We start from the raw sequence: 22,956 nt of genomic DNA on the forward strand, positions 1-22,956 counted from the left end.
TCGCCCCGGTCAGCGCAGCCGCTGCAGCCCCGCCACCGCCAGGACCATGAAGATCAGCGACGGCGCCATCGCGCTCAGCACCGGCGGGAACCCGTAGATCACGCCCGCCTGGTTGAGCAGGCGGTTGAGCAGCATGAACGCCGTGCCCACCAGCACGCCCACCACGATCTGCTGCCCCGCACCCGCCCGCGGGCGGACGTAGAGCACCAGCGGCACCGCGAGTAGCAGCATCACCATGGTCGCCAGCGGCGTGGCGAGCTTCACCCAGAAGGCCAGGCGGTAGCGCACGGTCTCCAGGCCGTTGCGGGTGCGGTAGTCGATATAGCGGTAGAGCTCCGGCAGCGGCAGCAGCTCCGGCGGCAGCGCCACCAGCCCGAGCAGCTCCGGATTGAGCTCCGCCTCCAGTACCTGGCCGTCCGGATGCCTCACGCGCACGCCGTCGGTGCCGATACGGGTCACCTCCACGCCGGAGAGCAGCCACTGGCCGTCCTGGTAGCGTCCGCGCTCGGCGGTGACGATCCGGCTCAGCCGGCCCCCGTCGGTGCGGTAGACGCGCACACCCTCGATCTGGGTCTGCTCGCGCACGCGCGCGACATGGATATAGCGCGGGCCGTCCCGCAGCCACAGGCCGCCGTCGCCGATACCCGCACTCCCGCCGCCGATGCTGCGTGCACGCAGGTCCTGGCCAAGGCGCGAGGCCGCCGGCGCCGCCCACTCGCCCAGCGCCACCGCGCCCACCGCGAGCAGCAGCCCGGTGATCACCACGGCACGGGTGATCCCGCCGATGGACAGGCCCGCGGCACGCATCGCCGTGAGCTCGCTGCGCGCGGCGAGCCCGCCCAGGGCGACCAGCGCCCCCACCAGCGTCGCCACCGGGAACGTCTCGTAGGCACTGCGGGGCGCCTGCAGCAGCACGTACACCAGCGCCATCAGGCTGGTGTAGCCGCCCTCGCCCACGTCCCCGCTCTCGTTGATGAACGTGAACACCGCGTCCAGCGCGACAATCACCAGCAGCGCCATGAGCGCACCGAGGATGACCTGGCGGCCGATGTAGCGCGACAGCCGGTTCATGATGGCCTCCGCCGCAGCCCGTACTCGCGCACCAGCATCGCCACGGCGAACACGCCGAGCGCGGCGTGCACCCACCACAGCCCGAGCCAGCCCGGGACCGTGCCGCTCTCGTACCAGTCCTGCGCGACCTTGAGGCCGTTGAAGTACACCACGTAGAGCAGCACCGCCCCCACCAGCTTGGCGTAGCGCCCCTCCCGCGGGGCGGTGCGCGCCAGCGGTATCGCCGCAAGTATCAGCGTGAACACGCTCACCGCCATGCCCAGCCGCCACTGCAGCTCCGCATAGTCGGCACGCTCGCCACCGGCGAGCAGCCGGGGCACGCTGCGGGCGTCGCGCTTGAGGTGCCCCTTCACCGGCGCGCGGGCGTCCAGGCGGATCCCGTGCTCCTTGAACGAGAGCATCCGCCAGGCGAGCAGGCCCGGCGAGCCGTCATAGCGCCAGCCGTCGACGAGCACGAGGAAGCGCCCGCCGGTATCCGGGTCGGTGCGGCGGTAGGCGCTGTCGGCGACGATCACCCGGTCGACGCCGTCGCCGGGCAGGCGGGCAAAGACGTCGCGGAGCGTGCCGTCGTCGGCGACGGCGCCGGCGTACACCGCACCGCCGCCGTCCAGGGTGAGGAAGCGCCCGCCCTCCAGCCCCTGGAACTGCGAACGCTGGCTGGACTCGATCACCAGCCGCTGTGCCGTGGCCTCCGCCTGCGGCCCGAGGGAGATCGAGAACACCGCCACGAAGATCGACAGCGGCACCGCCAGGGTCATCAGCGCACTCAGGATATGACGGGGCCCGAAGCCGCAGGCCGTCATCGCCGCCATCTCGGAATCGCGGTAAAGCCGCCCCAGGGCCAGGATCACGGCGAGGAACAGGCTCGCCGGCAACACCATGCCCAGGTTCGCCAGGGCCTTGAGCCCGAGCAGCCCGAAGATCAGCTCCGCGGGCACCTCGCCGCGGGCGGCGGCGGCCATGAACTTGATCAGCCGGTTGGTGAGCAGCACCACCACCAGCACCAGCGTCACACCGCCCCAGGCGAGCAGGGTCTCGCGCACGAGGTAGCGTTCGAGCCGCCGCCTCAGCATGCCCGCCAGCACCGCTCACGCCGGGGGCCGGCATGGGAAAACACGGGCCAGACCGCGAAAACCGCCTCAATCTGCGTTACGATCCGGTTTTCGCCCGGGCCATCCGCAGCCGGCGCGGGCCGCCAGTCAGCAAAGGAGCAATCGATGGAATACTCGGTCAAGAGCGGCATCCCTGAAAAACAGCGCTCAGCCTGTGTGGTCGTCGGTGTTTTCGAGTCGCGCCGGCTCTCCGCCGCGGCGGGCCAGCTCGACGAGGCGAGCGGCGGCTTTCTCACGCAGCTGCTGCGCCGCGGTGACATGGAAGGCCGCCTCGGCCAGACCCTGATGCTCACCAATGTACCAGACACCCTCTGCGACCGCGTGCTGCTGGTCGGCTGCGGCCGCGAGCGCGAGTTCGGCGACCAGGCCTACAACAAGGCGGTCGCCGCCATGGCCTCCGCACTGCAGGACAGCGGCGCCGTCGAGGCCGTGAGCTACCTCACCGACCTGCCCGTGAAGGGCCGCGACAACCCCTGGCGGGTGCGCACGGCGGTGCAGACCACGGCAACCACGCTGTACCGGTTCGACCAGCTCAAGAGCCGCAAGGATACCCCGCGCCGGCCGCTGCGCAAGCTCGTACTCACCGTGCCCGGCCGCCGCGACCTGGCCCCCGGCGAGGCGGCCGCGCGCGAGGGCCAGGCCATCGCCAACGGCATGGACCTCACCCGCGACCTGGGCAACCTGCCCGGCAACCTGTGCACGCCGACCTACCTCGCCGAGCGCGCCGAGCAGCTCGCCGCCGAGTACCCGGCGCTGTCCGTCGAGGTACTGGGGCCGAAGGAGATGGAAACCCACGGCATGGGCGCCCTGCTGTCCGTCGCCCGCGGCAGCCGCCAGGAGCCGCGGCTGATCGTGATGCGCTACGACGGCGGCAACAAGGGCGACAAGCCCCACGCCCTAGTCGGCAAGGGCGTGACCTTCGACAGCGGCGGCATCTCCCTGAAGCCCGCGGCGGCCATGGACGAGATGAAGTACGACATGTGCGGGGCGGCGAGCGTATTCGGCGCCGTGCGCGCCGCGCTGGAGCTGGAGCTGCCGCTCAACCTCGTCGGGGTGATCGCCGCCACCGAGAACCTCCCCGACGGCAACGCCAGCAAGCCCGGCGACATCGTCACCACTATGTCCGGGCAGACCGTGGAGATCCTCAACACCGACGCGGAGGGACGGCTCGCGCTCTGCGACGCGCTCACCTACACCGAGCGTTACCACGAGCCCACCAGCGTCGTGGACATGGCCACCCTCACCGGCGCCTGCATCATCGCCCTCGGCCACGAGGCCCACGCAGTGCTCGGCAACCACCACCCGCTGGTCAACGAGCTGCTCACCGCCGGCCGCGACACCGGCGACCGCGCCTGGGAGCTGCCGCTGTGGGAGGAGTACCAGGACGCGCTGAAGAGCAACTTCGCGGACATGGCCAACGTCGGCGGCCGCCCGGCGGGCACCATCACCGCGGCGTGCTTCCTCTCGCGGTTCACCCGCAAGATGCGCTGGGCCCATCTCGACATCGCCGGCACGGCATGGACCAGCGGCGACAACAAGGGCGCCACCGGCCGGCCGGTGGCGCTGCTCACGCGCTACCTGATCGACCGCTGCTGACGTGCAGGTCGATTTCTACATTCTCGGCGAGGCCGGCGCGGAGGCGCGTGCGCACTTCGCCTGCCGGCTCGCCGAGAAGGCCTACCGCGGGGCGTTCGGCGTCACCATCCTGGCCGGCGACAGCGCCGCCGCGGCACAGCTCGACGACATGCTCTGGAGCTTCCGCCAGGGCAGCTTCGTGCCCCACGCCCTCGCCCGCGAGGCGGATGACACGGACGCCGTCGTCATCGCCTGGGGCAGCGACGTGCCGCGGCGGGACGTGCTGGTGAACCTCACCGACGCCATCCCGCCGGACTGGCAGGGCTTCGAGCGCGTCGCGGAGATCGTCACCGCCGACGACGAGACCCGCCGGCCGGCCCGGGCGCGGTTCCGTAGCTATCGCGACGCGGGCGTCACGCCCACCAACCACACGTTATAGCGGTACACCGGCCCGGCCGGAGTGTGGCCTACCGCACGAAACCGTCGCACAGGCCTACACACCGCGACGCGGCGACCCATAATGAGGCCACTGTATGGAAGCCGTGCGCGCCTGCGCGCACGGCAGGACCACGGGGAAGGATCACAAGCATGTCGCACGGAACCGCGACCGCCCCCGGACGCCGGCCCCGGCCGCCGGTGCTCTATGACGTCGTCGAACGGGGACACCGCACACCGGCGCCGCCCGTGCTGCGCTATCGCCCGAGCCCGGCGCTGCGCGAATGGCTGGCGGGCCACGTCAGCGCCGCGCTGGCCGTGGCCCTGACGCGCCGGCCGACACGGACCGCGGTGCCGGCCGGCCGCCACTACCACGCGGGCACGCCGTTCGCCGCCCGGCGCCGCTAGCCGCGTACCCCCTCAACCCCGAACTGGTACAAGGCCGGCTGCGCCCGCCAGACGATATCGTCGCGCCCGGGCACCACCCGGATAGCTCGTGCACGGCCGCAGGCCGTGTGCGACGCCGCCGGGACCGGTCCGGAATGTCGCACGCCTGCGGCGCACGACCTACCCGAACTGCCATCCCCTACCCGGGAGCAGGGTCAACAGCCCGCGTAGGTCGGGCACGGCCGCAGGCCGTGTGCGACGCTCCGGTACCGGTCCGGAATGTCCCACGCCTGCGGCGCACGGCCTACCTGAACGCCTATCCTCTACCCGGGACCAGGATCGACAGACAACGTTGCGCACCCGGCCCTCCTGGCGGGGATGCCCGGCCCGCACCGCCAGTCTTCCGGGTAACTCCCGGGTGAACACCCTACCGGAAGGTCTCAGTCAGCCACTCGGCCCTGAGCGGCGTGGGCCGCCAGCACCGAGGCCACGGCACCGGTGAGCCGCCGTGCCGTGGGCACGTGCAGGAACTCGTTGGGCCCGTGGGCGTTCGACTGCGGGCCGAGCACCCCGGTGATGAGGAACTGCGCCTGCGGAAATCGCTCGCCGAGCATGCCCATGAACGGGATCGTGCCACCCTCGCCCATCGCCATCGCCGGCCGGCCGAACCACGCCTGCGAGGCGGTATTCACGGCGTCCGACAGCCAGGACTCCAGCGGCGGTGCATGCCAGCCGGTGGTCGCCCAGGCCGCGTCGAAGTGCACCCGCGCGCCGTTGGGCGGGTCCCGCTCCAGCAGGTCCTTGAGGGCACGGGTCGCCGCCTCGCCGTCCACCGTCGGCGGCAGGCGCAGGGACAGCCGCAGCACCGTGCACGGGCGCAGCACGTTGCCCGCGCTCGCCAGCGGCGGCAGGCCATCCGCGCCGGTAACCGCCAGCGCCGGCCGCCAGGTCCGGTCAAGGATGAGCTCCATCGGGTCGTCGCGGTCCGGCCCGGCACCACCAACGAAGGGGAACTTGCGATAGACGCCCTCGCCGAGCACCGACGCCGCGGCCTCGGCCTGCTCCTGGCGCTCCGCCGGGATCTCGGCACGGAACGCCTCGGGCAGTATCCCGCCGTCCGCCGCCGACTCCAGGCGCTCCAGCAGGCCCCGGGCCAGGCGGAAGCTGTCCGGCACCACACCGCCGGCGTCCCCGGAGTGCACGCCCTCCTCGAGGATCTCCACGCTGAGATCGCCCATGGCCATGCCGCGTAGCGACGTGGTCAGCCAGAGCTGGTCGTAGTTGCCGCAGCCGGAATCCAGGCAGATCACCAGCTCCGGCTCGCCGATGCGCCCGGCCAGGGCATCGATGTAGTGAGGCAGGTCGAAGCTGCCACTCTCCTCGCAGGTCTCGATCAGCACCACGCAGCGCGGATGCGCCACGCCCTGGTCCTGCAGCGCGCGTACCGCCGTCAGCGAGGCGAACACCGCGTAGCCATCGTCCGCGCCGCCGCGGCCGTAGAGCCGGTCGCCCTCCATGACCGGCTGCCACGGCCCCTTGTCCGCGTCCCAGCCGGTCATCTCCGGCTGCTTGTCCAGGTGCCCGTAAAGCAGCACCGTACCCTCGGCCGTGCCGGGGATATCCAGCAGCAGCACCGGCGTGCGCCCCTCCAGACGCACCACCTCCACGCTCATGCCCTCGACCGGCTGCTCCCGGCACCACCGCTCGGCAAGCGCCACCGCCGCATCGATATGCCCCGACGCCGCCCAGTCCCCGTCAAAGTGCGGCGACTTCGCCGGTATGCGGATGTACTCCGTCAGCGCCGGGAGGATCGACGCCTCCCAGGTCTCGTCGACCAGCGCCTGCGCTCTCGCCTGATCCAGCATGGACGCCATTGCCTGTCCTCCACCGCTGCGTGCGGCCCAGTCCCGTTACCAACGCCGTGAAACCACATCCCCGCCCCTGTGTACGGGGCGTGCGGCGGTCACCGGCAACCACGGAAACGTTGATACACGAGGGCATGCGCGATCAAGCACCGGCGAAGACGACGGCGGATAATCCCCCCGGTTCCAGCCCCGCGGGCACAGGGAACACCGCCGGGATGCCCACCACGGAGAGGCCTCATCACCACTCACGGACTTCGGCCTCCACCCCGCTCATGGCACTGGCAATATCGCGCAAGCCAGCCCGCAGCGCCCCGTCGTCATATACCGCACGCGCTTGCTCGAAAAGCGCGGCCGGATAGCGGCCCCCGCTCCAGGCTTTCCGGCTCCCCGCGGATAGCGGCCCGGATAAACTCCGACTCGGGGATGTCGGCTGCCAGGAGCAGACGACCTACGGCCGTGCCACACCCCTCTCCCCTTGCGGGAGAGGGGCTCTCCCGGAACCAGCGGGTCTTGTGAAACCGCTTACGGCAGCCAACATCTCCACGGGCGGGTGACGCACGGGACAGCCGCGGGGTGCGGCTGACGGGCTTCCCCCGGAGGGGCCGGCCGTCCGTGGCCGGTTGGGTCCTACTTCCAGTTGTAGCTGACCGTCAGGGTCGCCTTGCGGCCCTCGCCCCACCAGCACCAGCCGTAGTCGGCGTAGCAGGAGGTGACGTATTTCTTGTCGGTGAGGTTGCTGACGTTGAGTGCCATCCGCCAGCCGTCCATGGACCGGTCGAAGGCGCCGAGGTCGTAGCGCACCGCGGCATCCAGGAGCGTGTACGAGGGGACCTCGACGTCGTTGGCGGAATCGGCGTACTGCTCGCCCACGTAGCGGACGCCGCCACCGAGCTCGAGGCCACCCAGCCGGCCGCTGGCGGGGACGTCGTAGTCCAGCCACAGCGAGCCGGTGCGCTCCGGGGTCTGGATGGGGGCGTTGCCTTCCTGGTTCACACCGGCGCCGCTGGCGTTCGCCTCGGTCACCTCGGGGTCGAGCACGGTGAACACGGCCGAGACGCTGAGGCCGTTGCCCAGGCTCGCCTTGCCCTCCAGCTCGGCACCGCGCACGCGGATCTCGCCGGTCTGGACGCTGTAGGTGGGGTTCACCGGATCGGGCGTGGTGACGTTCTTCTGGGTGAGCTGGAACGCGGACAGGGTCACCAGCGCGTTCTCGCCCGGGGGAACGAACTTCACGCCCGCCTCCCACTGCTCGCCGCGGGTGGGATCGAAGGTCTCCCCGTTGCGGTCGGTGCCCGTCTCGGGCTGGAAGGACTCCATGTAGCTGACGTACGGCGAGAGGCCGTTGTCGAATTCGTAGAGCGCGCCCGCGCGGCCGGTGAAGGCGTGGTCCTCGAGGTCGCCGGTCTCGCTGCCCTCGGTGCGCGAGATCTGCTCGAAGTCGTCGTAACGGCCACCGAGCAGGAACACCCAGGAGCCGACCCGCGCCTGCTCCTGGAGGTAGCCACCGAGCTGCTCCGAGTCGGACTCGTAGTCGGTGCGCACCGGGTCGGTGATGGACTGGCTGTTGTCGGGGTCGTAGATGTCCAGCGTCGGCGCCGTGCCGAAGCCGGTGGCGCGGTCGTTGCTCTGGGTGCGGTAATCAATACCGGCGAGCACGGTGTGGTCCCAGGCGCCGGTGCCGAAACGCGCGATCATCTGGTTATCCACGGCGACGCCGTCGAGATCCTCCCGCGAGGCCGCGGTGGCGCGGGCCAGGGTCCGGTTGTCGGCCATCAGCGAGGAGGCGTAGACGCTCTTGTAGTCGACGCGCACGCGCTCGTAGCGCACGTTCTGGCGGAAGGTGAGCACGTCGTTGAGCTGGTGCTCGAAGACGTAGCCGATCATGCGCTGCTTGCGATCGAAGTCCTCGAAGCCGGTGTCGCCGTCGTAGAAGTCGCGGGGCAGCTCACCGTTGGGGTTGTCCAGCAGCGAGCCGTTGACCGGAACGGACCCGTACGCGGTCGATTCCGGATCCGCGCGATAGCTCGCGAGCAGGGTGATCGCGGTCTCGTCCGTGGGCCGCCAGGTCAGCGCCGGCGCGAAGGAGTAGCGCTCCTCCTCGGTGGTTTCCACCCCGCCGTCGGCGCTCATGCCGATGCCGGTCAGCCGGTAGCTCAGCCGGCCGTCCTCGCCCAGCGGTCCGCCCACGTCGAACGCGCCCTCGCGGAGATCGGAGGAGCCGATGCCCAGGCTGATCTCGCCGTGGCGCTCGTCCCGCGGGCGCTTGCTCACCATATTGACCAGCCCGCCGGGCGGCGTCTGTCCGTAGAGCACGGAGGCCGGCCCCTTGATGACCTCCACGCGCTCCACCAGGTACGGGTCCACCTGGGGCTCGGCGTAGTAACCGCCCACGGTGTACAGGCCATCCAGGTAGACCTCCGGCAGGAAGCCGCGCAGTCGCACCTGATCGTAGCGGGTGGCCACGTTGCCGCGAACCTCGGGCACGGTGCCCCCGGTGTAGCGCAGCACCTCGCGCAGACTGCGGGCGTGCTGGTCCGCGATCTGGTCCTCGCCGATCACGGTGACGGACTGCGGGGTCTCGCTCAGGGGCGTGTCGGTCTTGGTCGCACCGGCACTCTGGGTCGCGTTGTAGCCGGAGAAGGGGGCCCAGGCACTGAGGCCCTGGAGATCCCCCGCCTCGATGTTCACCTCGTCCAGGGTGATGGACCCCGATGCGTCGTCGCCGCTGTCCTGGGCGTGGACCGCACCGGCAATGAGCAGTGCGGTGACCGCGGCCACCCCCGCCCGGCTGCGCCTGCACGGGTGTTGGCTGGCTGGCATGGACCCTCCGATTTCCCTGACTGAAACCGAATGACACTCATTCTCATAAACGGAGGATATCGAACCGGTGTAGAAATGGAAAGAAAACGTATTCTTTTTCTTATAACCGGAGCAAGAACACCCCCCGCCGGCGCTCGCCGCCCTCTTCCACCGGCAACTCGACGGAGGACCGCCACTACAGCCACCGGACACGCCGCGTACGCGGACGCCGCACCGGGAATCGGCGACCTCGAAGGCCGGGACGGCATACCGGCATGCGGTGACCGGCGCTGTCGCGCCGGCCGCCGTGTGAGCCCCCGGGTCTACGCCCCGGCGCGCCCCTCGGCCTCGACGAAGATGCGGCGGGCCTCGGGATAGCTCCCCTTGATGCGGGCATCGAGACCGGCGATGGCGGCCTCCATATCAGCGGCGACGGTCCCGGGGGCGAACTTCACGCTGATGTTCACGAGCAGGAAGTCCGGCCCCATGTGCATGGTCAGCACCTCGTGGACACGCTCGATGGCGGGGACGTCCGCGGCGAGCTCGCGGATGCCGTCGATCACCGGCCGGTTGGCGGCCTCGCCGGTGAGCAGGTCCTTGGTCTCGACCGCCAGCCAGATGGCGGTGGCGCGATGATGTCACGCCTCGTCGATGCGCCAGGCGAGCGAGGGGCTGTCGATGAGGAAGCCCGATTCCGTGTTGAGGTTCGCGGAGCGGGCATCGAAGTTGAACGGGCCGACGAACACCCGCTCGCCATCCACGGAAAAGGTCTTGGCATGGAGGCTGGCGCCGGAAATGCCGATCAGCCCGCCGACGAATGATCCGCGTGATACCCCGAGTCGTTCGGAGACCGCAAAGCTGACGTAATCTCCATTTTAGTCCCCCTCGATGTTCCTCACGACTACCGATACTCCGGACACTGGCGCTGTCCAGATGTCCTGATACTCTGAATATCCAAGACCAGAAGATAAAGAAACCGCCCGAGGGTATCGTCGACCCAGGACGTGTCAGCGACGACAGGCCGCAGCATGCGTCCCCCCGCAACCGCGAGATCCAGCGCGTCACCGATCGACGTGTAAGACGGCGGTAGTCGACTAAGCTTTACGGCGAGCGCCCCTTTCAGAAGGGCGTGACAAGGCGGAAGCGAAAGAGCGCCTGGCAGGGTCTTTATGAGGAGGAGAGCGGCATGACCGAGAATACTGATCGTCCTGATGAGCGCGCCGGTACCAGCCGACGCAAATTCCTCAAGACCGCGGCCCTTGGGGCGGGCGGCGCGGCGGCACTGGGTGCGCCCTACATCCGCAATGCAAGTGCGGCCAACGGCATCAAGCTTCGCGTGCAGACCTCCTGGCAGGCGGGCACTACCGGCTATAAGACATTCGAAAGCTGGGCGGGGCGCGTGAAGGAGCTGACCAGCGGCGAGGTCACGGTGGAACCGTATTCGGCGGGGTCCGTCGCCGGCGCCTTTGAGCTCGCCGACGCCGTGCGCAACGGCGTGCTCGACGGCATGAACTGGTTCACGGTGTACTGGGCCGGCAAGATGCCCGCCGGCGTATTCATGAGCTCCTACCCCATGGCGCTATCCATGCCCCACCACTGGGACATGATGTTCGGCGCCTACGGCGGCATGGGCTTCGTCAAGGACCTCTACCACAAGCAGGGGCTGGAGTTCCTAGGCTACATCCACCACGACATGAACCTCATCCACTCGAAGAAGCCGCTGCGCAGCTTCGACGACTTCAAGGGCGTCAAGCTGCGCATGCCCGGCGGCATCGTGGCGGAGACGTTCGCGTCCGTGGGCGCCCGTACCACGCTGCTCCCGGGCTCCGACGTCTACCCGGCGCTGGAGAAGGGCACCATCGACGCCGCCGATTACGTGGGTGCCGCGGTGAACTACGAGCTCGGCTTCTGGCAGGTGGCGGACTACATCATCATGGGCCCGCCCTCGACGCCCTGCCTGCACCAGCCGGTCGACCTCATGGACTTCTCGGTCAACCGCCGCGTCTACGAGAAGATGTCCAAGGCGACCCAGGACGTCATGCACGAGCTGGTCGCGGCCTACTCACGCGAGCACTACGCCGCCATCCAGACGGCCAACGCCAAGGCGTGGCCCAAGTACGCGGAGAAAGGCGTGGAGGTCATTCACCTCTCCGAAGACGACGCGGACAAGTTCCGCAAGGCCGCCATCCCGCTGTGGTTCAAGTGGGCCAACAAGGACCCCGACGCGGCCCGGTTCTTCCAGATCCATCTCAAGACGATGCAGGATCCCGCCGTCGCGGTGATCACCGAAGAAGACATCAAGGGCCACGAGCTCAATATCTGAATCTCGCGTCTGGGGGCGGGGGCCTTCCCTTTAAGGGAGCCCCCGATTTCACTGCGTGCCGCGCCAGGGAGGGCGCGGCCGTTGGTGCGGAGATTATCGATGAACCTGCAGGTCAATTTCGTATTGCCGCACTGGCTGTACTGGTCGGTGCTGCTCATCGGTCCGCTGGTCGTGATGTTCATGGTCGACCGAAGCTTCCGCCGCGGGGGCACGGTCAGCGGCACGTCCACCGAGGAGGTCCCCACGGCGGGCGAGGTGCCGGAGGCGCCGGGCAATGCCATCACCCGGCTGGCGGACACGATCTCGGGCTTTACCGGCCGCTACGTCGGCTACTGGGCGATGATCGCCCCGTTCGTCTACAGCTACGAGGTGTTCGTGCGCTATGCGCTGAACTCCCCGACGAACTGGGTACACGAATCCATGTTCCTGATGTTCGGCATGCAGTACCTGGTGGCCGGCGCCTACACGCTACGCGAGGACGGCCATGTGCGTGTCGACGTGCTCTACGCCCGATTCAAGCCCCTGACACGGGCGTCGTTGGATCTGGTCACGGCGACGTTCTTCTTCATCTTCATGTGGGCCCTGATCTTCACCGGCTGGATCTTCTTCTCCCAGGCGATGTCGGGTGAGCACTTCTTCTTCGCGACCGGCTATCGCAACGAGGTGTCCTTCACCGAGTGGGCGATCGAGTACTACCCAGTGAAGTTCACGATCTTCTTCGGCGGCGTGCTGCTGCTGTTGCAGGGGCTGGCACGCTTCATCAAGGACGTCCAGATCTATCGTCAGGCGGTACGGCTCCACACCGAGGGACTGCTGCTGTCGCGCATCCTGCTCGTTATCGGCCTCGCCATCGTGGCCATTACGGTAATCGAGCTCATCAACATCGCCTTCTATGACGAGGGCTACTTCCTGTTCACGCTGGAGAGCAGTCTGGGTGACGTCGGCATCGGCTCCATTACCTGGATCATGTTCGGTTCGCTGCTTGTGGTGCTGCTCTGCGGCCTGCCGCTGGCCTTCGTCACCGGCGGCCTGGGCGTGGTGTTCCTATACCTGATCGGGGATCACTACATGCTCAACCTGATCCCATCGCGGATCTTCCCGTTGATGACCAACTACCAGCTCTCCGCGATACCGCTGTTCATCTTCATGGCGGCGATCCTGGAGAAGGCGGGCCTGATCGAGGAGCTGTTCGACGTCATCTACAAGTGGATGGGCGGGCTGAAGGGCGGTCTCGGCATCGCCACCGTCTTCGCGTCCACGCTGCTGGCCGCGATGGTGGGTGTGATCGGCGCGGCGGTGGTGACCATGGGCATCATCGCCCTGCCCGCAATGCTCAAGCGCAACTACGACCCGAAGATCGCACTCGGCTCGATCATGGCCGGCGGCACGCTCGGCATCCTGATCCCGCCGTCGATCCTCGCCATCATCTACGGCGTGGTGGCACAGCAGTCCGTCGGCGAGCTCTACATTGGCTCGGTGATCCCTGGCCTGCTTCTGTCGGGCATGTACATGGCCTACGTCTGGCTGCGGGCAACGTTGAAGCCCGGCACGGCGCCGCCGCTACCGCCGGAGGACCGTGTCAGCTTCACGGAGAAGATGCGTCTGCTGCGCGGTATGCTGGCACCGGTGGCGCTTGTCATTCTGGTGCTCGGCGTGATCTTCACTGGCCTGGCGACGCCGGTGGAGGCAGCGGGTATCGGTACGCTCGGCGCGATGATCGTTGCCCTGATGCACGGCCGGCTCACCTGGCCGAATATGCACGCGGCCTGCATGACGACGCTGAAGGCCACCGCGATGGTGCTCTGGATCGCCTTCGGCGCCACTATCTTCGTGGGCTTCTATATCCTCCAGGGCGGACAGGAGTTCGTGCAGGAGCTGATCCGTGGCTCCGGTCTGCACTCCTACGGCATCCTCGCGATCATGATGCTCATCCTCATTTTCCTCGGGATGTTCCTGGACTGGGTGGGCATCCTCCTGCTCGCGGTGCCGATCTTCGTGCCGCTGATCAGCGGCCTGGAGTTCAACGGCCTGTTCGGGCTGGACGGCGTGGAGCCGGGCAACGTGGCGCTGTGGTTCGGCGTGCTGTATCTGGTGAACATGCAGATGTCGTTCCTGAGTCCGCCATTCGGCTACGCGCTGTTCTACATACGGGGCGTGACGCCGGCAGAGATACCGATGTCTACCATCTTCAAGTCGGCGTTGCCGTTTCTGGCTCTTCAGCTGGTAGGTCTGACGCTGGTGGTGCTGTTCCCGGACCTGATCACCTGGCTGCCCAACAAGGTCTACGGCGGCCATTAATGCGCTGTCATCAGAACTAGTGTTTATTCACGCGAGCTGCATGGTGGGAGGGCGGGGTGGGCAAGGCATGGCGCGTGCGGTATCGATTCCGGGCTAGGCCGGTTTCGTGTCGACGGCGACAGCACCAGTGCTCCTCGACATCCCGCCGGGGCTTTCTTGAAGCAGCCACCCGGGGGGCGCAAATGCTGGCGACGGGCAATGGATTGCCGGTCCGTCGTTTTCCTGCCTTGAGTAGGAACTTCGGTGTCATGGTCAGGGCCGCGCCCCGGTGATCCATGGCATCCGCCCACCCCGGCCGCGCGGGGTGACGGCCCCTTCCCCGCCTATCACCTCATGCGTGGAGGGGCACCGGCTGCCATGGCGGTTGGCGCGGGCCTCGTCGGGCATCGAAATGGGAGGCGTGGTGGCGCGCCTATGAGCCGCCGGGGCGCCCACGGCTCCCACCGCGCCTTATCGGGATCACCGGCCCATCGCGTATCGAGGTCGGGCTCGAGCCCTACGGCCGGGGTGCCAGGCCTGGCCCCGTGGATGCGAGTCCACGCCTGACGGCAGGAAACGGGACAGGACCCACGCCAGCCGCCTTCAGGGTCCCGCCTCCGCACGCCCCTCGGCCTCGACGAAGATACGGCGCGCCTGCGGGTAGGCCTCCTTGATGCGGCCGTCGAGGCCGGCGATGGCGGCCTCCATATCGGCGGCGACGGTCCCGGGGGCGAACTTCACGCTGATGTTCACGAGCAGGAAGTCCGGCCCCATGTGCATGGTCAGCACCTCGTGGACACGCTCGATGGAGGGGACGTCCGCGGCGAGCTCGCGGATGCCGTCGATCACCGGCCGGTTGGCGGCCTCGCCGATGAGCAGCCCCTTGGTCTCGACCGCCAGCCAGATGGCGGTGGCGCCGAGGATGCAGCCGATGATCACCGAGGCCACGCCGTCCAGCCAGAGCAGCCCGGTGTACTCGGCAAGGAAGATGCCGGCCATGGCCGTGAGCAGACCGAGCATGGCGGCGGAGTCCTCGAAGAGGACCACGAACATGGTCGGGTCCTTGCCGCGGCGCACCGCCTCCAGGTAGCCCCGCTTGCCCTTGGCGCGGCTGAACTCGGTCCAGGCGAAGAACCACGCCGCCCCCTCGAAGACCATGCCCAGGGCGAGGACGATGTAGTTCACGAACGGGTCACTGATCGACGCCGGCGCGATGATGTGATGAATGCCCTCGTACAGCGAGATACCGGCGCCCACGGCAAAGATCAGGATCGCCACGACGAAGCTCCAGAAGTACACCTCCTTGCCGTAGCCGAAGGGGTACTCGGCATCCGCGGGGCGGGCGGCGCGACGCATGCCGTAGAGCAGCAGGATCTGGTTGCCGGTATCGACCAGCGAGTGCACGCCCTCGGAGAACATGGCGGAGCTGCCGGTGAATACGGCCGCGACGAACTTGGTGCATGCGATCAGCAGGTTGCCGCCGAGGGCGGCGAAGATGACCTTCTTGCTCGAACCCGCCATGGGGCGGTCCTCCTTGTCCTTGGGCTGGCGCCGATGACCATACCCTGCCGCCCGGACTCGGGCCAGGGACAACGCGCCGGAGCCGGGGTAACGGCTGCCCGCCTAGAGCAGCGCCTCGATGGGCAGGCACGAGAGCAGCCGCAGCACGAGCCAGCGGGCGAAACCGGTGTTGGGCTCGCGGCGATAGACGGCCGGGGTGCCACCGTCGTGCTCGACCCACTGCAACGCACCGCCGTTGAGGCGGACCTCGTAGGCGGTCTCCGCGACGGTGGTGTCGAACGCCTCGTCGATGCGCCGGGCGAGCTCCGGGCTGTCGATGAGGAAGCCCGATTCGGTGTTGAGGTTCGCGGAGCGGGCGTCGAAGTTGAACGAGCCGACGAACACCCGCTCGCCGTCCACGGAAAAGGTCTTGGCATGGAGGCTGGCGCCGGAGATGCCGAACGGGCCGGCGATGTCCTTCCAGTCACCCTTCGGTGAGTGCCGCCGCATCTCGAACAGGCGCACCCCGGCGGCCAGCAGCGCGCGGCGCCGCTTCATGTAGCCGGCGTGCACGAGTGCGACATCCGTGGCCTCCAGCGCATTGGTCAGCACCCGCGTGGCCACGCCCCGCGCCACCAGGCCGCCGAGCAGCCCGGTGCCCCGGCCGGCGGGCACAAAGTACGGCGATATCAGGTTGAATGAGCGCTGCGCGCCTTCGATCAGGCCCACCAGCCGGTGGGTCAGCAGCCCTTCCGGTGGCGCCCGGCCCAGGCCCTTCGCCGGGTCGTCGCTCAGCATCTCCGTGCGCGCCCACTCCATCGCCAGGCCGCCGGACTCCAGATCCCGCACCAGGCTGCTGCCGCGCACCGCGTCCAGGTAGGCACGGGCGATGGGGGTGGCGGAGAGCGTCGCCTCCGCCGCGTCCAGCCCGGGCTCTGCGAACTCCGGCGGCGCCAGTATGGCTTCCAGCGGACAGGCCGAGGCGCTGGCCCAGTAGCGGTCGAAATCGGTGGAGACGTCCTGCGCGACCGGACCGACGCCGAGGATGTCCAGGTCCGCGAACACCCCGCCCTCGCCGGCGCCGAAGTATTCGTCGCCGATATTGCGCCCGCCGACGATGGTCGCCTGGTTGTCGGCGGTGAACGACTTGTTGTGCATGCGGCGGTTGGCGCGGGCGAAGTCGGTGAGAAAGCCCAAAGACTTGGGCCAGCGCAGGGTGAAGGGGTTGAACAGCCGCACCTCGATGTTCGGGTGGGCGTTGACGGCGGCCAGGGTGCGGTCCAGTCCGTCGATGCCGTTGTCGTCGAGGAGCAGACGCACCCGCACGCCGCGCTCGGCGGCATCGTAGAGCGCGGTCAGCAGCAGGGTGCCGGTGAGATCGTTCTGCCAGATGTAGTACTGGACATCCAGGGTGCGCTCGGCGGCTTCGGCGAGCAGTACCCGGGCGGAGAAGGCGTTGACCGGATTCGGCAACGGGTGGATGCCGCTGCAGTCCGGATGCTCGGCGAGGCGGTCGGTGACCGCCCGGCCGAGGCTGGTGAGCACCGCCTCGCTGACGGGCAGCGAGGCCGAGCGCTCCTGCGCCTGCGCCGCGCCGCGGCGACGCCGCGGCAGCAGGATCAGCGGGCGCCGGCGCCGCTTGCCCCGGCGCGGACCGCTTCCGGCCGGCGGGGTCACCGGGCGCCCGTGGGCTCAGGCGTGTGACACGGCGTCACACCGCCACTCAGTCCTGGCGCCCGCCGACGACGTGCTGTCCGCCGGTGGCCGGGTCGATGGCTACATACGGCAGCCCCGCCCCCTTCCACGCGGCAAAGCCGCCTTCCAGGTGGGCGACCCGGTCATGGCCGGAGCGCAGGCACGCCTCCGCGACCCGGCGCGAGCGCACACCGGAGCCGCAGTGGAAGACCAGCCGCTTGCCCTCCTGGCTGGGCAGCGTTGCCGGATCGAAGGTCGCCAGGGGCGAGAGCAGCGCACCCTTGATGTGCTCGAAAGCGAACTCCTGGGGGGTGCGCACGTCGATGATCGCCACCTCCCCGCGCTGGAAGGCCTCGTAGAGTTCCTTCGGCCCCCACTGTTCCAGGGTCCCGTCCTCGACGCTGAGCGTCTCCATCGCCGTCCTCCCTTTGGTGGTCTGCGGTTCGGAAGGACGATAACACGACCCCGCGCATCCGCGCGGTGGGGCGTTTTCCCGACAGTCCGGGCGCCCCCGCAGGCGGGGAACGGCTCAGCACTCGGTGACGTTCACCGCGAGCCCGCCCCGCGCGGTCTCCTTGTACTTGGTCTTCATGTCCGCGCCGGTCTGGCGCATGGTGCGGATCACCCGGTCCAGGGAGACGAAATGACGGCCGTCGCCGCGCAGCGCCATGCGCGCGGCGGTGATGGCCTTCACCGCGCCCATGGCGTTGCGCTCGATACAGGGCACCTGCACCAGTCCACCCACCGGATCGCAGGTCAGGCCCAGGTTGTGCTCCATGCCGATCTCCGCGGCGTTCTCCACCTGCTCCGGCGTGCCGCCGAGGACCTCTGCCAGCGCGCCGGCCGCCATCGAGCAGGCCACGCCGACCTCCCCCTGGCAGCCCACCTCGGCGCCGGAGATCGAGGCGTTTTCCTTGTAGAGCACCGCGATAGCACCGGCGGTGAGCAGGAAGCGCTCGACCCCGGCGTCGTCACCATCACGAAAACCGGTGTAGTAGTGCAGCACCGCCGGGATGATGCCCGCCGCGCCGTTGGTGGGCGCCGTCACCACCCGGCCACCGGAGGCGTTCTCCTCGTTGACAGCGATGGCATACAGGCTGACCCAGTCCATGACGTCCAGCGGGTCGCCGCGGTCCTCGCGCTCGCGCAGCCGCTCGTGCAGCCCCGGCGCCCGGCGGCGCACGTGCATGCCCCCGGGCAGCTCGCCGTCGCGGGCGCAGCCGTTGGCGACGCAGGCGGCCATGACATCGTGGATACGCCACAGCCCCACGCTGATGCCGTCGTCATCCCACCAGGCCCGCTCGTTGGCGCGCATCACCGCGCTGACCGGCAGGCCGGTCTCCTGGCAATGGCCCAGCAGCTCGGCGGCGGTGCGGAAGGGGTATGCCTGGGGCGTGGTGTCCGCGACCACGCGGGCGTTGCCCGACTCGTCCGGCTCCACCACGAAGCCGCCGCCCACGGAATAGAACGTGCGCTCGGCGAGCACCGCACCATCGCCGTCCACCGCGGTAAAGCACATGCCGTTGGGATGGGCGGGCAGGCTCCTTCGCTTGTTCATCACGAGCTGGCGGCGGTGATGGAACGCGACCTCGTGCTCGCCGGCAAGGCGCAGGCGACCCCGCTCGCGGATCGCGCCCACCCGCTCGTCCACGGCCTCGATGTCCACGGTCTCCGGGTCCTCCCCTTCCAGGCCGAGCATGACCGCGGTATCCGAGCCGTGGCCCCGGCCGGTGGCGGCGAGGGCGCCGTAGAGCCCCACGTGCACGCCGGCAACCCGCGGGAGGCTGCCCTCCTCCGCCAGCGCGGTCACGAACAGCCGCGCCGCCCGCATGGGTCCTACCGTATGCGAGCTCGACGGGCCGACCCCTACCTTGAACAGCTCGAAGATGCTCACCGCCATCGCCACCTCCGCTACCGGGGAAGCGTATTAATGTCTTATTGATACTCCCCCGCAATGGCACGCGCTTGAGCGAAAGCGACGCCCGGCACATCCACGGCGACATCGCCGCGGGTGCCATTTAAATCACGTCACGCAATCCCCAACTGCTGACTGGGGAACGGGATTTTCTGTAACAACGAAAGGGAGACGCCATCATGGCTGAGCAGGATTACGACAAGCTGCGCAACGATATCAATCAGCTTCAGGAGGACCTCCGCGGGCTCACCGGCACGGTGCGCGAGCTTGCCTCCGAGCGCGGCCATCAGGCCTACGAGCGCGTGCGCGAGGGCGCCTCCCAGGCGCGCAACAGGGCCCACGAGGCGGAGCAGAGTGTCGAGCGGGAGATCAGCGAGCGCCCCCTCACCAGCGTCCTGGTGATGTTCATCGGCGGACTGATCACCGGCCTGCTGCTGCACGGCCGTCGTTAAGCCCATGGGCGAGCGTATCAGCGAGGCCCTGGCCCGGGCCCTTACGGCGATGCTGATTGCCGGTTTCGCCACGTTCTTCGCGCTCGGCGGGCTCGGCTTCCTGGCGGCCGCCGCCTATATGGCGCTCACGAGCGTCATGTCCCCGGCGGCGGCAGGTGCCGTCGTCGGGGTCGGCGGTCTGATCGTGGCGGCCTTGCTGGTGCTGAGCCTGCGCAGCCTCGCCCGTGCGCCACAGCGGACGGGCGAGGCCCGTGACCGGGCAGACGGCGACATGGGCGTGGACGCCGCCGCCCGCCTGGGCGAGGACCTGGCAACGGCCATCCGCAGCAACCGCAAGACCGCCGCCGGGGCCGCCTTCGCCGCCGGAGTGATCCTCGGGGTGAGTCCGCGGGCACGCCATGCGGTGCGGGACCTGCTGATGCCGAAGCGCTGAACCGTTCCACAGCCGCCGCGGCGCGCGCGTCTGCGGCTGTTGATACCCGACGGCTGCGTTATACTTGCAGGTTTACCGCCCAACCCTGCAACCGTCGGGATGCCTGATAATGGAGAAGAGCTACGATCCGCGCGCCATCGAGCCCCGCTGGTACGAGACCTGGGAGCGCAACGGCTACTTCGCGCCCTCCGGGCAGGGTGAGCCCTACAGCATCATGATCCCGCCGCCGAACGTAACCGGCACCCTCCACATGGGCCATGCGTTCCAGGACACGATCATGGACACGCTCACCCGTTTTCAGCGCATGCGCGGGCGTAACACGCTCTGGCAGCCCGGCACGGACCACGCCGGCATCGCCACCCAGATGGTCGTCGAGCGCCAGCTCGCCGGCGAGGAGCGCACCCGCCACGACCTCGGGCGCGAGGCCTTCGTGGAGCGGATCTGGCAGTGGCGCGAGGAGTCCGGCGGCACCATCCAGAACCAGCTCCGGCGCATGGGCGCGTCCGTGGACTGGTCCCGCGAGCGCTTCACCATGGACGAGGGGCTGTCCGCGGCGGTGCGCGAGACCTTCGTGCGCCTCTACCGCGAGGGCCTGATCTACCGCGGCAAGCGCCTGGTGAACTGGGACCCGGTCCTGCACACGGCCGTCTCCGACCTGGAGGTCGAGTCCAAGGAGGAGAAGGGCCACATCTGGCACATGCGCTACCCGATGGCGGACGGCAGCGGCCACGTCGTGGTGGCCACCACCCGCCCGGAGACCATGCTCGGCGACACCGCCGTGGCCGTGCACCCGGAGGACGAGCGCTACCGCCATCTCATCGGCCACCGCATCCGCCTGCCCCTGGTGGAGCGCGAGATCCCGGTGATCGCCGACGACTACGTGGACCCGGAGTTCGGCTCCGGCTGCGTGAAGATCACCCCGGCCCACGACTTCAACGACTACCAGGTCGGCCTGCGCCACGATCTCGAGCAGATCAACGTGCTCACGCCCTCGGCGGCGATCAACGACAACGCCCCCGAGGCCTACCGCGGGCTCGACCGCTACGAGGCGCGCAAGCGCGTCGTCGCCGACCTGGACGCCGCGGGACTGCTCGAGCGCGTTGAGGACCACACCCTGATGGTGCCCCGGGGCGACCGCAGCGGCGCGGTCATCGAGCCCTACCTCACCAACCAGTGGTTCGTGGACCTCACCCGCGAGGAGCTTCCCGACGGGCGCCCCGGCGGCCGGCGGATGATCACCCGCCCGGCCATCGAGGCGGTCTCCAGCGGGCGCATCCGCTTCATCCCGGGCAACTGGGACAAGACCTACTTCAACTGGCTGGAGGATATCCAGGACTGGTGCATCAGCCGCCAGATCTGGTGGGGCCACCGTATCCCCGCCTGGTACGACGAGGCCGGCAACGTCTACGTCGGCCACGACGAGGCGGAGACCCGCGCGTTCCACGGGCTGGGCAACGAAGTGACCCTCACCCGCGACGACGACGTGCTCGACACCTGGTTCTCCTCGGCGCTGTGGCCGTTCTCCACCCTCGGCTGGCCCGAGGACACCGACGCCCTGCGCACCTTCTATCCGACCTCGGTGCTGGTTACCGGCTTCGACATCATCTTCTTCTGGGTCGCCCGGATGATCATGATGGGGCTGAAGTTCATGGACGACGTGCCCTTCCACGAGATCTACATCCACGGCCTGGTGCGCGACGCCGACGGCCAGAAGATGTCGAAGTCCAAGGGCAACGTGCTCGACCCCATCGACATCATCGACGGCATCGACCTGGAATCCCTGGTGGCCAAGCGCACCAGCGGGCTGATGCAGCCGCAGCTCGCCCCGAAGATCGAGAAGCAGACCCGCCGGCACTTCCCCGAGGGCATCGCCGCCCACGGCACGGACGCGCTGCGCTTCACCTTCGCCAGCCTCGCCACCACCGGGCGCGACGTGGTCTTCGACATGGGCCGCGTCGAGGGCTATCGCAACTTCTGCAACAAGCTCTGGAACGCCGCCCGCTACGTGCTGATGAACACCGAGGGCGAGGACACCGGCGTCGACGGCGGCGAGGTGAGCCTCTCCCACGCGGACCGCTGGATCATCTCACGGCTGCAGCGCGCGGAGGCCGCGGTCATCGACGGCCTGGAGGGCTACCGCCTGGACCTCGCCGCGCAGGCGCTCTACGAGTTCATCTGGGACGAGTACTGCGACTGGTACCTGGAGCTCTCCAAGCCGGTCCTGCAGAACGCCGGCGAGGCCGAGCGCCGCGGCACCCGGCGTACCCTGGTGCGGGTGCTGGAGGCGGTGCTGCGGCTCGCCCACCCGTTCATGCCCTTCATTACCGAGGAGATCTGGCAGCGGGTCGCCCCCCTCGCCGGCGTGGAGGGCGAGACCATCATGCGCCAGCCCTACCCGGCGCCGGAGACCGCGCGCGAGGACAGCGAGGCGGAGGCGGAGATCGCCTGGGTCCAGCAGGTGATCCTGGGCGTGCGCCGCATCCGCGGCGAGATGAACATATCGCCCAACCGCGCCCTGCCCGTGCTGCTGGTGAACGCCTCGGAAACGGACCGCGCCCGCGTGGCGCGCCACCGCGACTACCTCGCCGCGCTCGCGCGGCTGGAGTCGGTGGACTTCGTCGCCAGGGACGACGCCCCGGAGTCCGCCATCGCCCTGATCGGCGAGATGGAGCTGCTGGTGCCCATGGCCGGGCTCATCGACAAGGCCGCCGAGCTCGCCCGGCTGGACAAGGAGCGCGGCCGCCTGGCAAAGGATCACGAGCGCGTGAGCGCCAAGCTCGCCAACGAGAACTTCGTCTCCCGCGCCCCGGAATCCGTGGTGCAGAAGGAGCGGGACCGGCTGGCCGAACTCGAATCGGCGCTGGCACGGCTCAACGAGCAGTACGAGCGCGTCGAACGCATCCCCGGCTGAGCCGGATCACCGGCGGCGGTGCCCCGCACGGGGCACCCGCAGTTCCCGTTGCGGCAATGCCTGCCCCGGTCCGACGACGGTCCAGGGTCAACGCGGACCCTTCCCCGCCGTGGCCGCGATGTCGCACACGGCCTCGCGGCCGTGCACGACCTACCTCCGGCTGCACGCGCGCGTAGGTCGTGCGCCGAAGGCGTGCGACGTCCTCA

The 22,956-nt window shown here is 69.1% G+C and carries 18 protein-coding genes; 8 read left to right on the plus strand and 10 right to left on the minus strand.

Going from position 1 to position 22,956, the window contains the following annotated elements:
* Window positions 1-9: 9 nt before the first annotated feature.
* Window positions 10-1,071, minus strand: a complete 1,062-nt coding sequence (gene lptG, locus ACEZHJ_RS01450) for an LPS export ABC transporter permease LptG (RefSeq protein WP_163139166.1) — start codon at window positions 1,069-1,071, stop codon at window positions 10-12.
* Window positions 1,068-2,144, minus strand: a complete 1,077-nt coding sequence (gene lptF / locus ACEZHJ_RS01455; protein WP_163139167.1) for an LPS export ABC transporter permease LptF — start codon at window positions 2,142-2,144, stop codon at window positions 1,068-1,070. Before lptF ends, lptG begins: the two co-directional genes overlap by 4 nt.
* Before the next feature lie 144 nt (window positions 2,145-2,288).
* Between lptF and ACEZHJ_RS01460 the strand changes: the two genes are divergently transcribed.
* From ACEZHJ_RS01460 to ACEZHJ_RS01470, 3 genes are all read left to right on the plus strand, one after another.
* On the plus strand, window positions 2,289-3,779 hold the full coding sequence (locus tag ACEZHJ_RS01460; RefSeq protein WP_375036156.1) for a leucyl aminopeptidase: 1,491 nt from the start codon (window positions 2,289-2,291) through the stop codon (window positions 3,777-3,779).
* 1 nt (window position 3,780) lies between these two features.
* Window positions 3,781-4,197: a DNA polymerase III subunit chi gene (locus ACEZHJ_RS01465; protein ID WP_018717194.1), complete on the plus strand. Its 417-nt coding sequence runs from the start codon at window positions 3,781-3,783 to the stop codon at window positions 4,195-4,197.
* Window positions 4,198-4,346: 149 nt separating this feature from the next.
* Window positions 4,347-4,601: a hypothetical protein gene (locus ACEZHJ_RS01470; RefSeq protein ID WP_163143822.1), complete on the plus strand. Its 255-nt coding sequence runs from the start codon at window positions 4,347-4,349 to the stop codon at window positions 4,599-4,601.
* 419 nt (window positions 4,602-5,020) lie between these two features.
* Here ACEZHJ_RS01470 and ACEZHJ_RS01475 read toward each other — a convergent pair whose 3' ends face one another.
* From ACEZHJ_RS01475 to ACEZHJ_RS01490, 4 genes are all read right to left on the minus strand, one after another.
* Entirely contained in the window at window positions 5,021-6,454 is a 1,434-nt protein-coding gene (locus ACEZHJ_RS01475) for a M20 family metallopeptidase (RefSeq protein WP_163143086.1), read from the minus strand.
* 618 nt (window positions 6,455-7,072) lie between these two features.
* Window positions 7,073-9,265 (minus strand): TonB-dependent siderophore receptor, encoded by a 2,193-nt coding sequence (locus ACEZHJ_RS01480; protein WP_375036157.1) that lies wholly within the window; start codon window positions 9,263-9,265, stop codon window positions 7,073-7,075.
* A 302-nt stretch (window positions 9,266-9,567) separates the two neighbouring features.
* Window positions 9,568-9,807: a hypothetical protein gene (locus ACEZHJ_RS01485; protein WP_375036158.1), complete on the minus strand. Its 240-nt coding sequence runs from the start codon at window positions 9,805-9,807 to the stop codon at window positions 9,568-9,570.
* A 75-nt stretch (window positions 9,808-9,882) separates the two neighbouring features.
* Complete coding sequence (locus tag ACEZHJ_RS01490) at window positions 9,883-10,050, minus strand: phospholipase D-like domain-containing protein (RefSeq protein ID WP_375036161.1); 168 nt, start codon at window positions 10,048-10,050, stop codon at window positions 9,883-9,885.
* 380 nt (window positions 10,051-10,430) lie between these two features.
* On the opposite strand from ACEZHJ_RS01490, the gene dctP reads away from it, so the two are divergent.
* Both dctP and ACEZHJ_RS01500 read left to right on the plus strand, forming a co-directional pair.
* The gene (dctP, locus tag ACEZHJ_RS01495) at window positions 10,431-11,567 is read left to right on the plus strand and encodes a TRAP transporter substrate-binding protein DctP (protein ID WP_018719703.1); all 1,137 of its coding nucleotides are present in this window, start codon (window positions 10,431-10,433) and stop codon (window positions 11,565-11,567) included.
* A gap of 99 nt (window positions 11,568-11,666) precedes the next feature.
* Complete coding sequence (locus ACEZHJ_RS01500; protein ID WP_018719704.1) at window positions 11,667-13,865, plus strand: TRAP transporter large permease subunit; 2,199 nt, start codon at window positions 11,667-11,669, stop codon at window positions 13,863-13,865.
* 582 nt (window positions 13,866-14,447) lie between these two features.
* Here the strand turns inward: ACEZHJ_RS01500 and ACEZHJ_RS01505 are convergent.
* From ACEZHJ_RS01505 to ACEZHJ_RS01520, 4 genes are all read right to left on the minus strand, one after another.
* On the minus strand, window positions 14,448-15,365 hold the full coding sequence (locus ACEZHJ_RS01505) for a cation diffusion facilitator family transporter (RefSeq protein ID WP_163139249.1): 918 nt from the start codon (window positions 15,363-15,365) through the stop codon (window positions 14,448-14,450).
* Window positions 15,366-15,467: 102 nt separating this feature from the next.
* The gene (locus ACEZHJ_RS01510) at window positions 15,468-17,021 is read right to left on the minus strand and encodes a phospholipase D family protein (protein WP_018719706.1); all 1,554 of its coding nucleotides are present in this window, start codon (window positions 17,019-17,021) and stop codon (window positions 15,468-15,470) included.
* Window positions 17,022-17,067: 46 nt separating this feature from the next.
* A complete protein-coding gene (locus tag ACEZHJ_RS01515) occupies window positions 17,068-17,454 on the minus strand; it encodes a rhodanese-like domain-containing protein (protein ID WP_018719707.1) in 387 nt (128 codons plus the stop codon).
* A gap of 114 nt (window positions 17,455-17,568) precedes the next feature.
* The gene (locus tag ACEZHJ_RS01520) at window positions 17,569-18,939 is read right to left on the minus strand and encodes an L-serine ammonia-lyase (protein WP_163139250.1); all 1,371 of its coding nucleotides are present in this window, start codon (window positions 18,937-18,939) and stop codon (window positions 17,569-17,571) included.
* A gap of 194 nt (window positions 18,940-19,133) precedes the next feature.
* Here ACEZHJ_RS01520 and ACEZHJ_RS01525 point away from each other — a divergent pair, with 194 nt between their 5' ends.
* From ACEZHJ_RS01525 to ACEZHJ_RS01535, 3 genes are all read left to right on the plus strand, one after another.
* Window positions 19,134-19,406, plus strand: coding sequence for a YqjD family protein (locus tag ACEZHJ_RS01525; protein ID WP_018719709.1), 273 nt, complete (start codon window positions 19,134-19,136; stop codon window positions 19,404-19,406).
* A 4-nt stretch (window positions 19,407-19,410) separates the two neighbouring features.
* Entirely contained in the window at window positions 19,411-19,839 is a 429-nt protein-coding gene (locus tag ACEZHJ_RS01530) for a phage holin family protein (RefSeq protein ID WP_018719710.1), read from the plus strand.
* Between the two features lie 109 nt (window positions 19,840-19,948).
* Entirely contained in the window at window positions 19,949-22,750 is a 2,802-nt protein-coding gene (locus ACEZHJ_RS01535) for a valine--tRNA ligase (protein ID WP_018719711.1), read from the plus strand.
* Window positions 22,751-22,956 lie beyond the last annotated feature (206 nt).

Origin of the sequence: Arhodomonas sp. KWT2, from assembly GCF_041949875.1 — a bacterium.
Classification (GTDB): Bacteria; Pseudomonadota; Gammaproteobacteria; order Nitrococcales; family Nitrococcaceae; genus Arhodomonas; species Arhodomonas aquaeolei.

What these genes read in the sequence shown, in the direction of transcription:
- lptG (WP_163139166.1), bottom strand. Translation starts at nt 1,071, where the DNA reads ATGAACCGGCTGTCGCGCTACATCGGCCGCCAGGTCATCCTCGGTGCG.
- lptF (WP_163139167.1), bottom strand. Translation starts at nt 2,144, where the DNA reads ATGCTGAGGCGGCGGCTCGAACGCTACCTCGTGCGCGAGACCCTGCTC.
- ACEZHJ_RS01460 (WP_375036156.1), top strand. Translation starts at nt 2,289, where the DNA reads ATGGAATACTCGGTCAAGAGCGGCATCCCTGAAAAACAGCGCTCAGCC.
- ACEZHJ_RS01470 (WP_163143822.1), top strand. Translation starts at nt 4,347, where the DNA reads ATGTCGCACGGAACCGCGACCGCCCCCGGACGCCGGCCCCGGCCGCCG.
- ACEZHJ_RS01475 (WP_163143086.1), bottom strand. Translation starts at nt 6,454, where the DNA reads ATGGCGTCCATGCTGGATCAGGCGAGAGCGCAGGCGCTGGTCGACGAG.
- ACEZHJ_RS01480 (WP_375036157.1), bottom strand. Translation starts at nt 9,265, where the DNA reads ATGCCAGCCAGCCAACACCCGTGCAGGCGCAGCCGGGCGGGGGTGGCC.
- dctP (WP_018719703.1), top strand. Translation starts at nt 10,431, where the DNA reads ATGACCGAGAATACTGATCGTCCTGATGAGCGCGCCGGTACCAGCCGA.
- ACEZHJ_RS01500 (WP_018719704.1), top strand. Translation starts at nt 11,667, where the DNA reads ATGAACCTGCAGGTCAATTTCGTATTGCCGCACTGGCTGTACTGGTCG.
- ACEZHJ_RS01505 (WP_163139249.1), bottom strand. Translation starts at nt 15,365, where the DNA reads ATGGCGGGTTCGAGCAAGAAGGTCATCTTCGCCGCCCTCGGCGGCAAC.
- ACEZHJ_RS01515 (WP_018719707.1), bottom strand. Translation starts at nt 17,454, where the DNA reads ATGGAGACGCTCAGCGTCGAGGACGGGACCCTGGAACAGTGGGGGCCG.
- ACEZHJ_RS01520 (WP_163139250.1), bottom strand. Translation starts at nt 18,939, where the DNA reads ATGGCGGTGAGCATCTTCGAGCTGTTCAAGGTAGGGGTCGGCCCGTCG.
- ACEZHJ_RS01525 (WP_018719709.1), top strand. Translation starts at nt 19,134, where the DNA reads ATGGCTGAGCAGGATTACGACAAGCTGCGCAACGATATCAATCAGCTT.
- ACEZHJ_RS01530 (WP_018719710.1), top strand. Translation starts at nt 19,411, where the DNA reads ATGGGCGAGCGTATCAGCGAGGCCCTGGCCCGGGCCCTTACGGCGATG.
- ACEZHJ_RS01535 (WP_018719711.1), top strand. Translation starts at nt 19,949, where the DNA reads ATGGAGAAGAGCTACGATCCGCGCGCCATCGAGCCCCGCTGGTACGAG.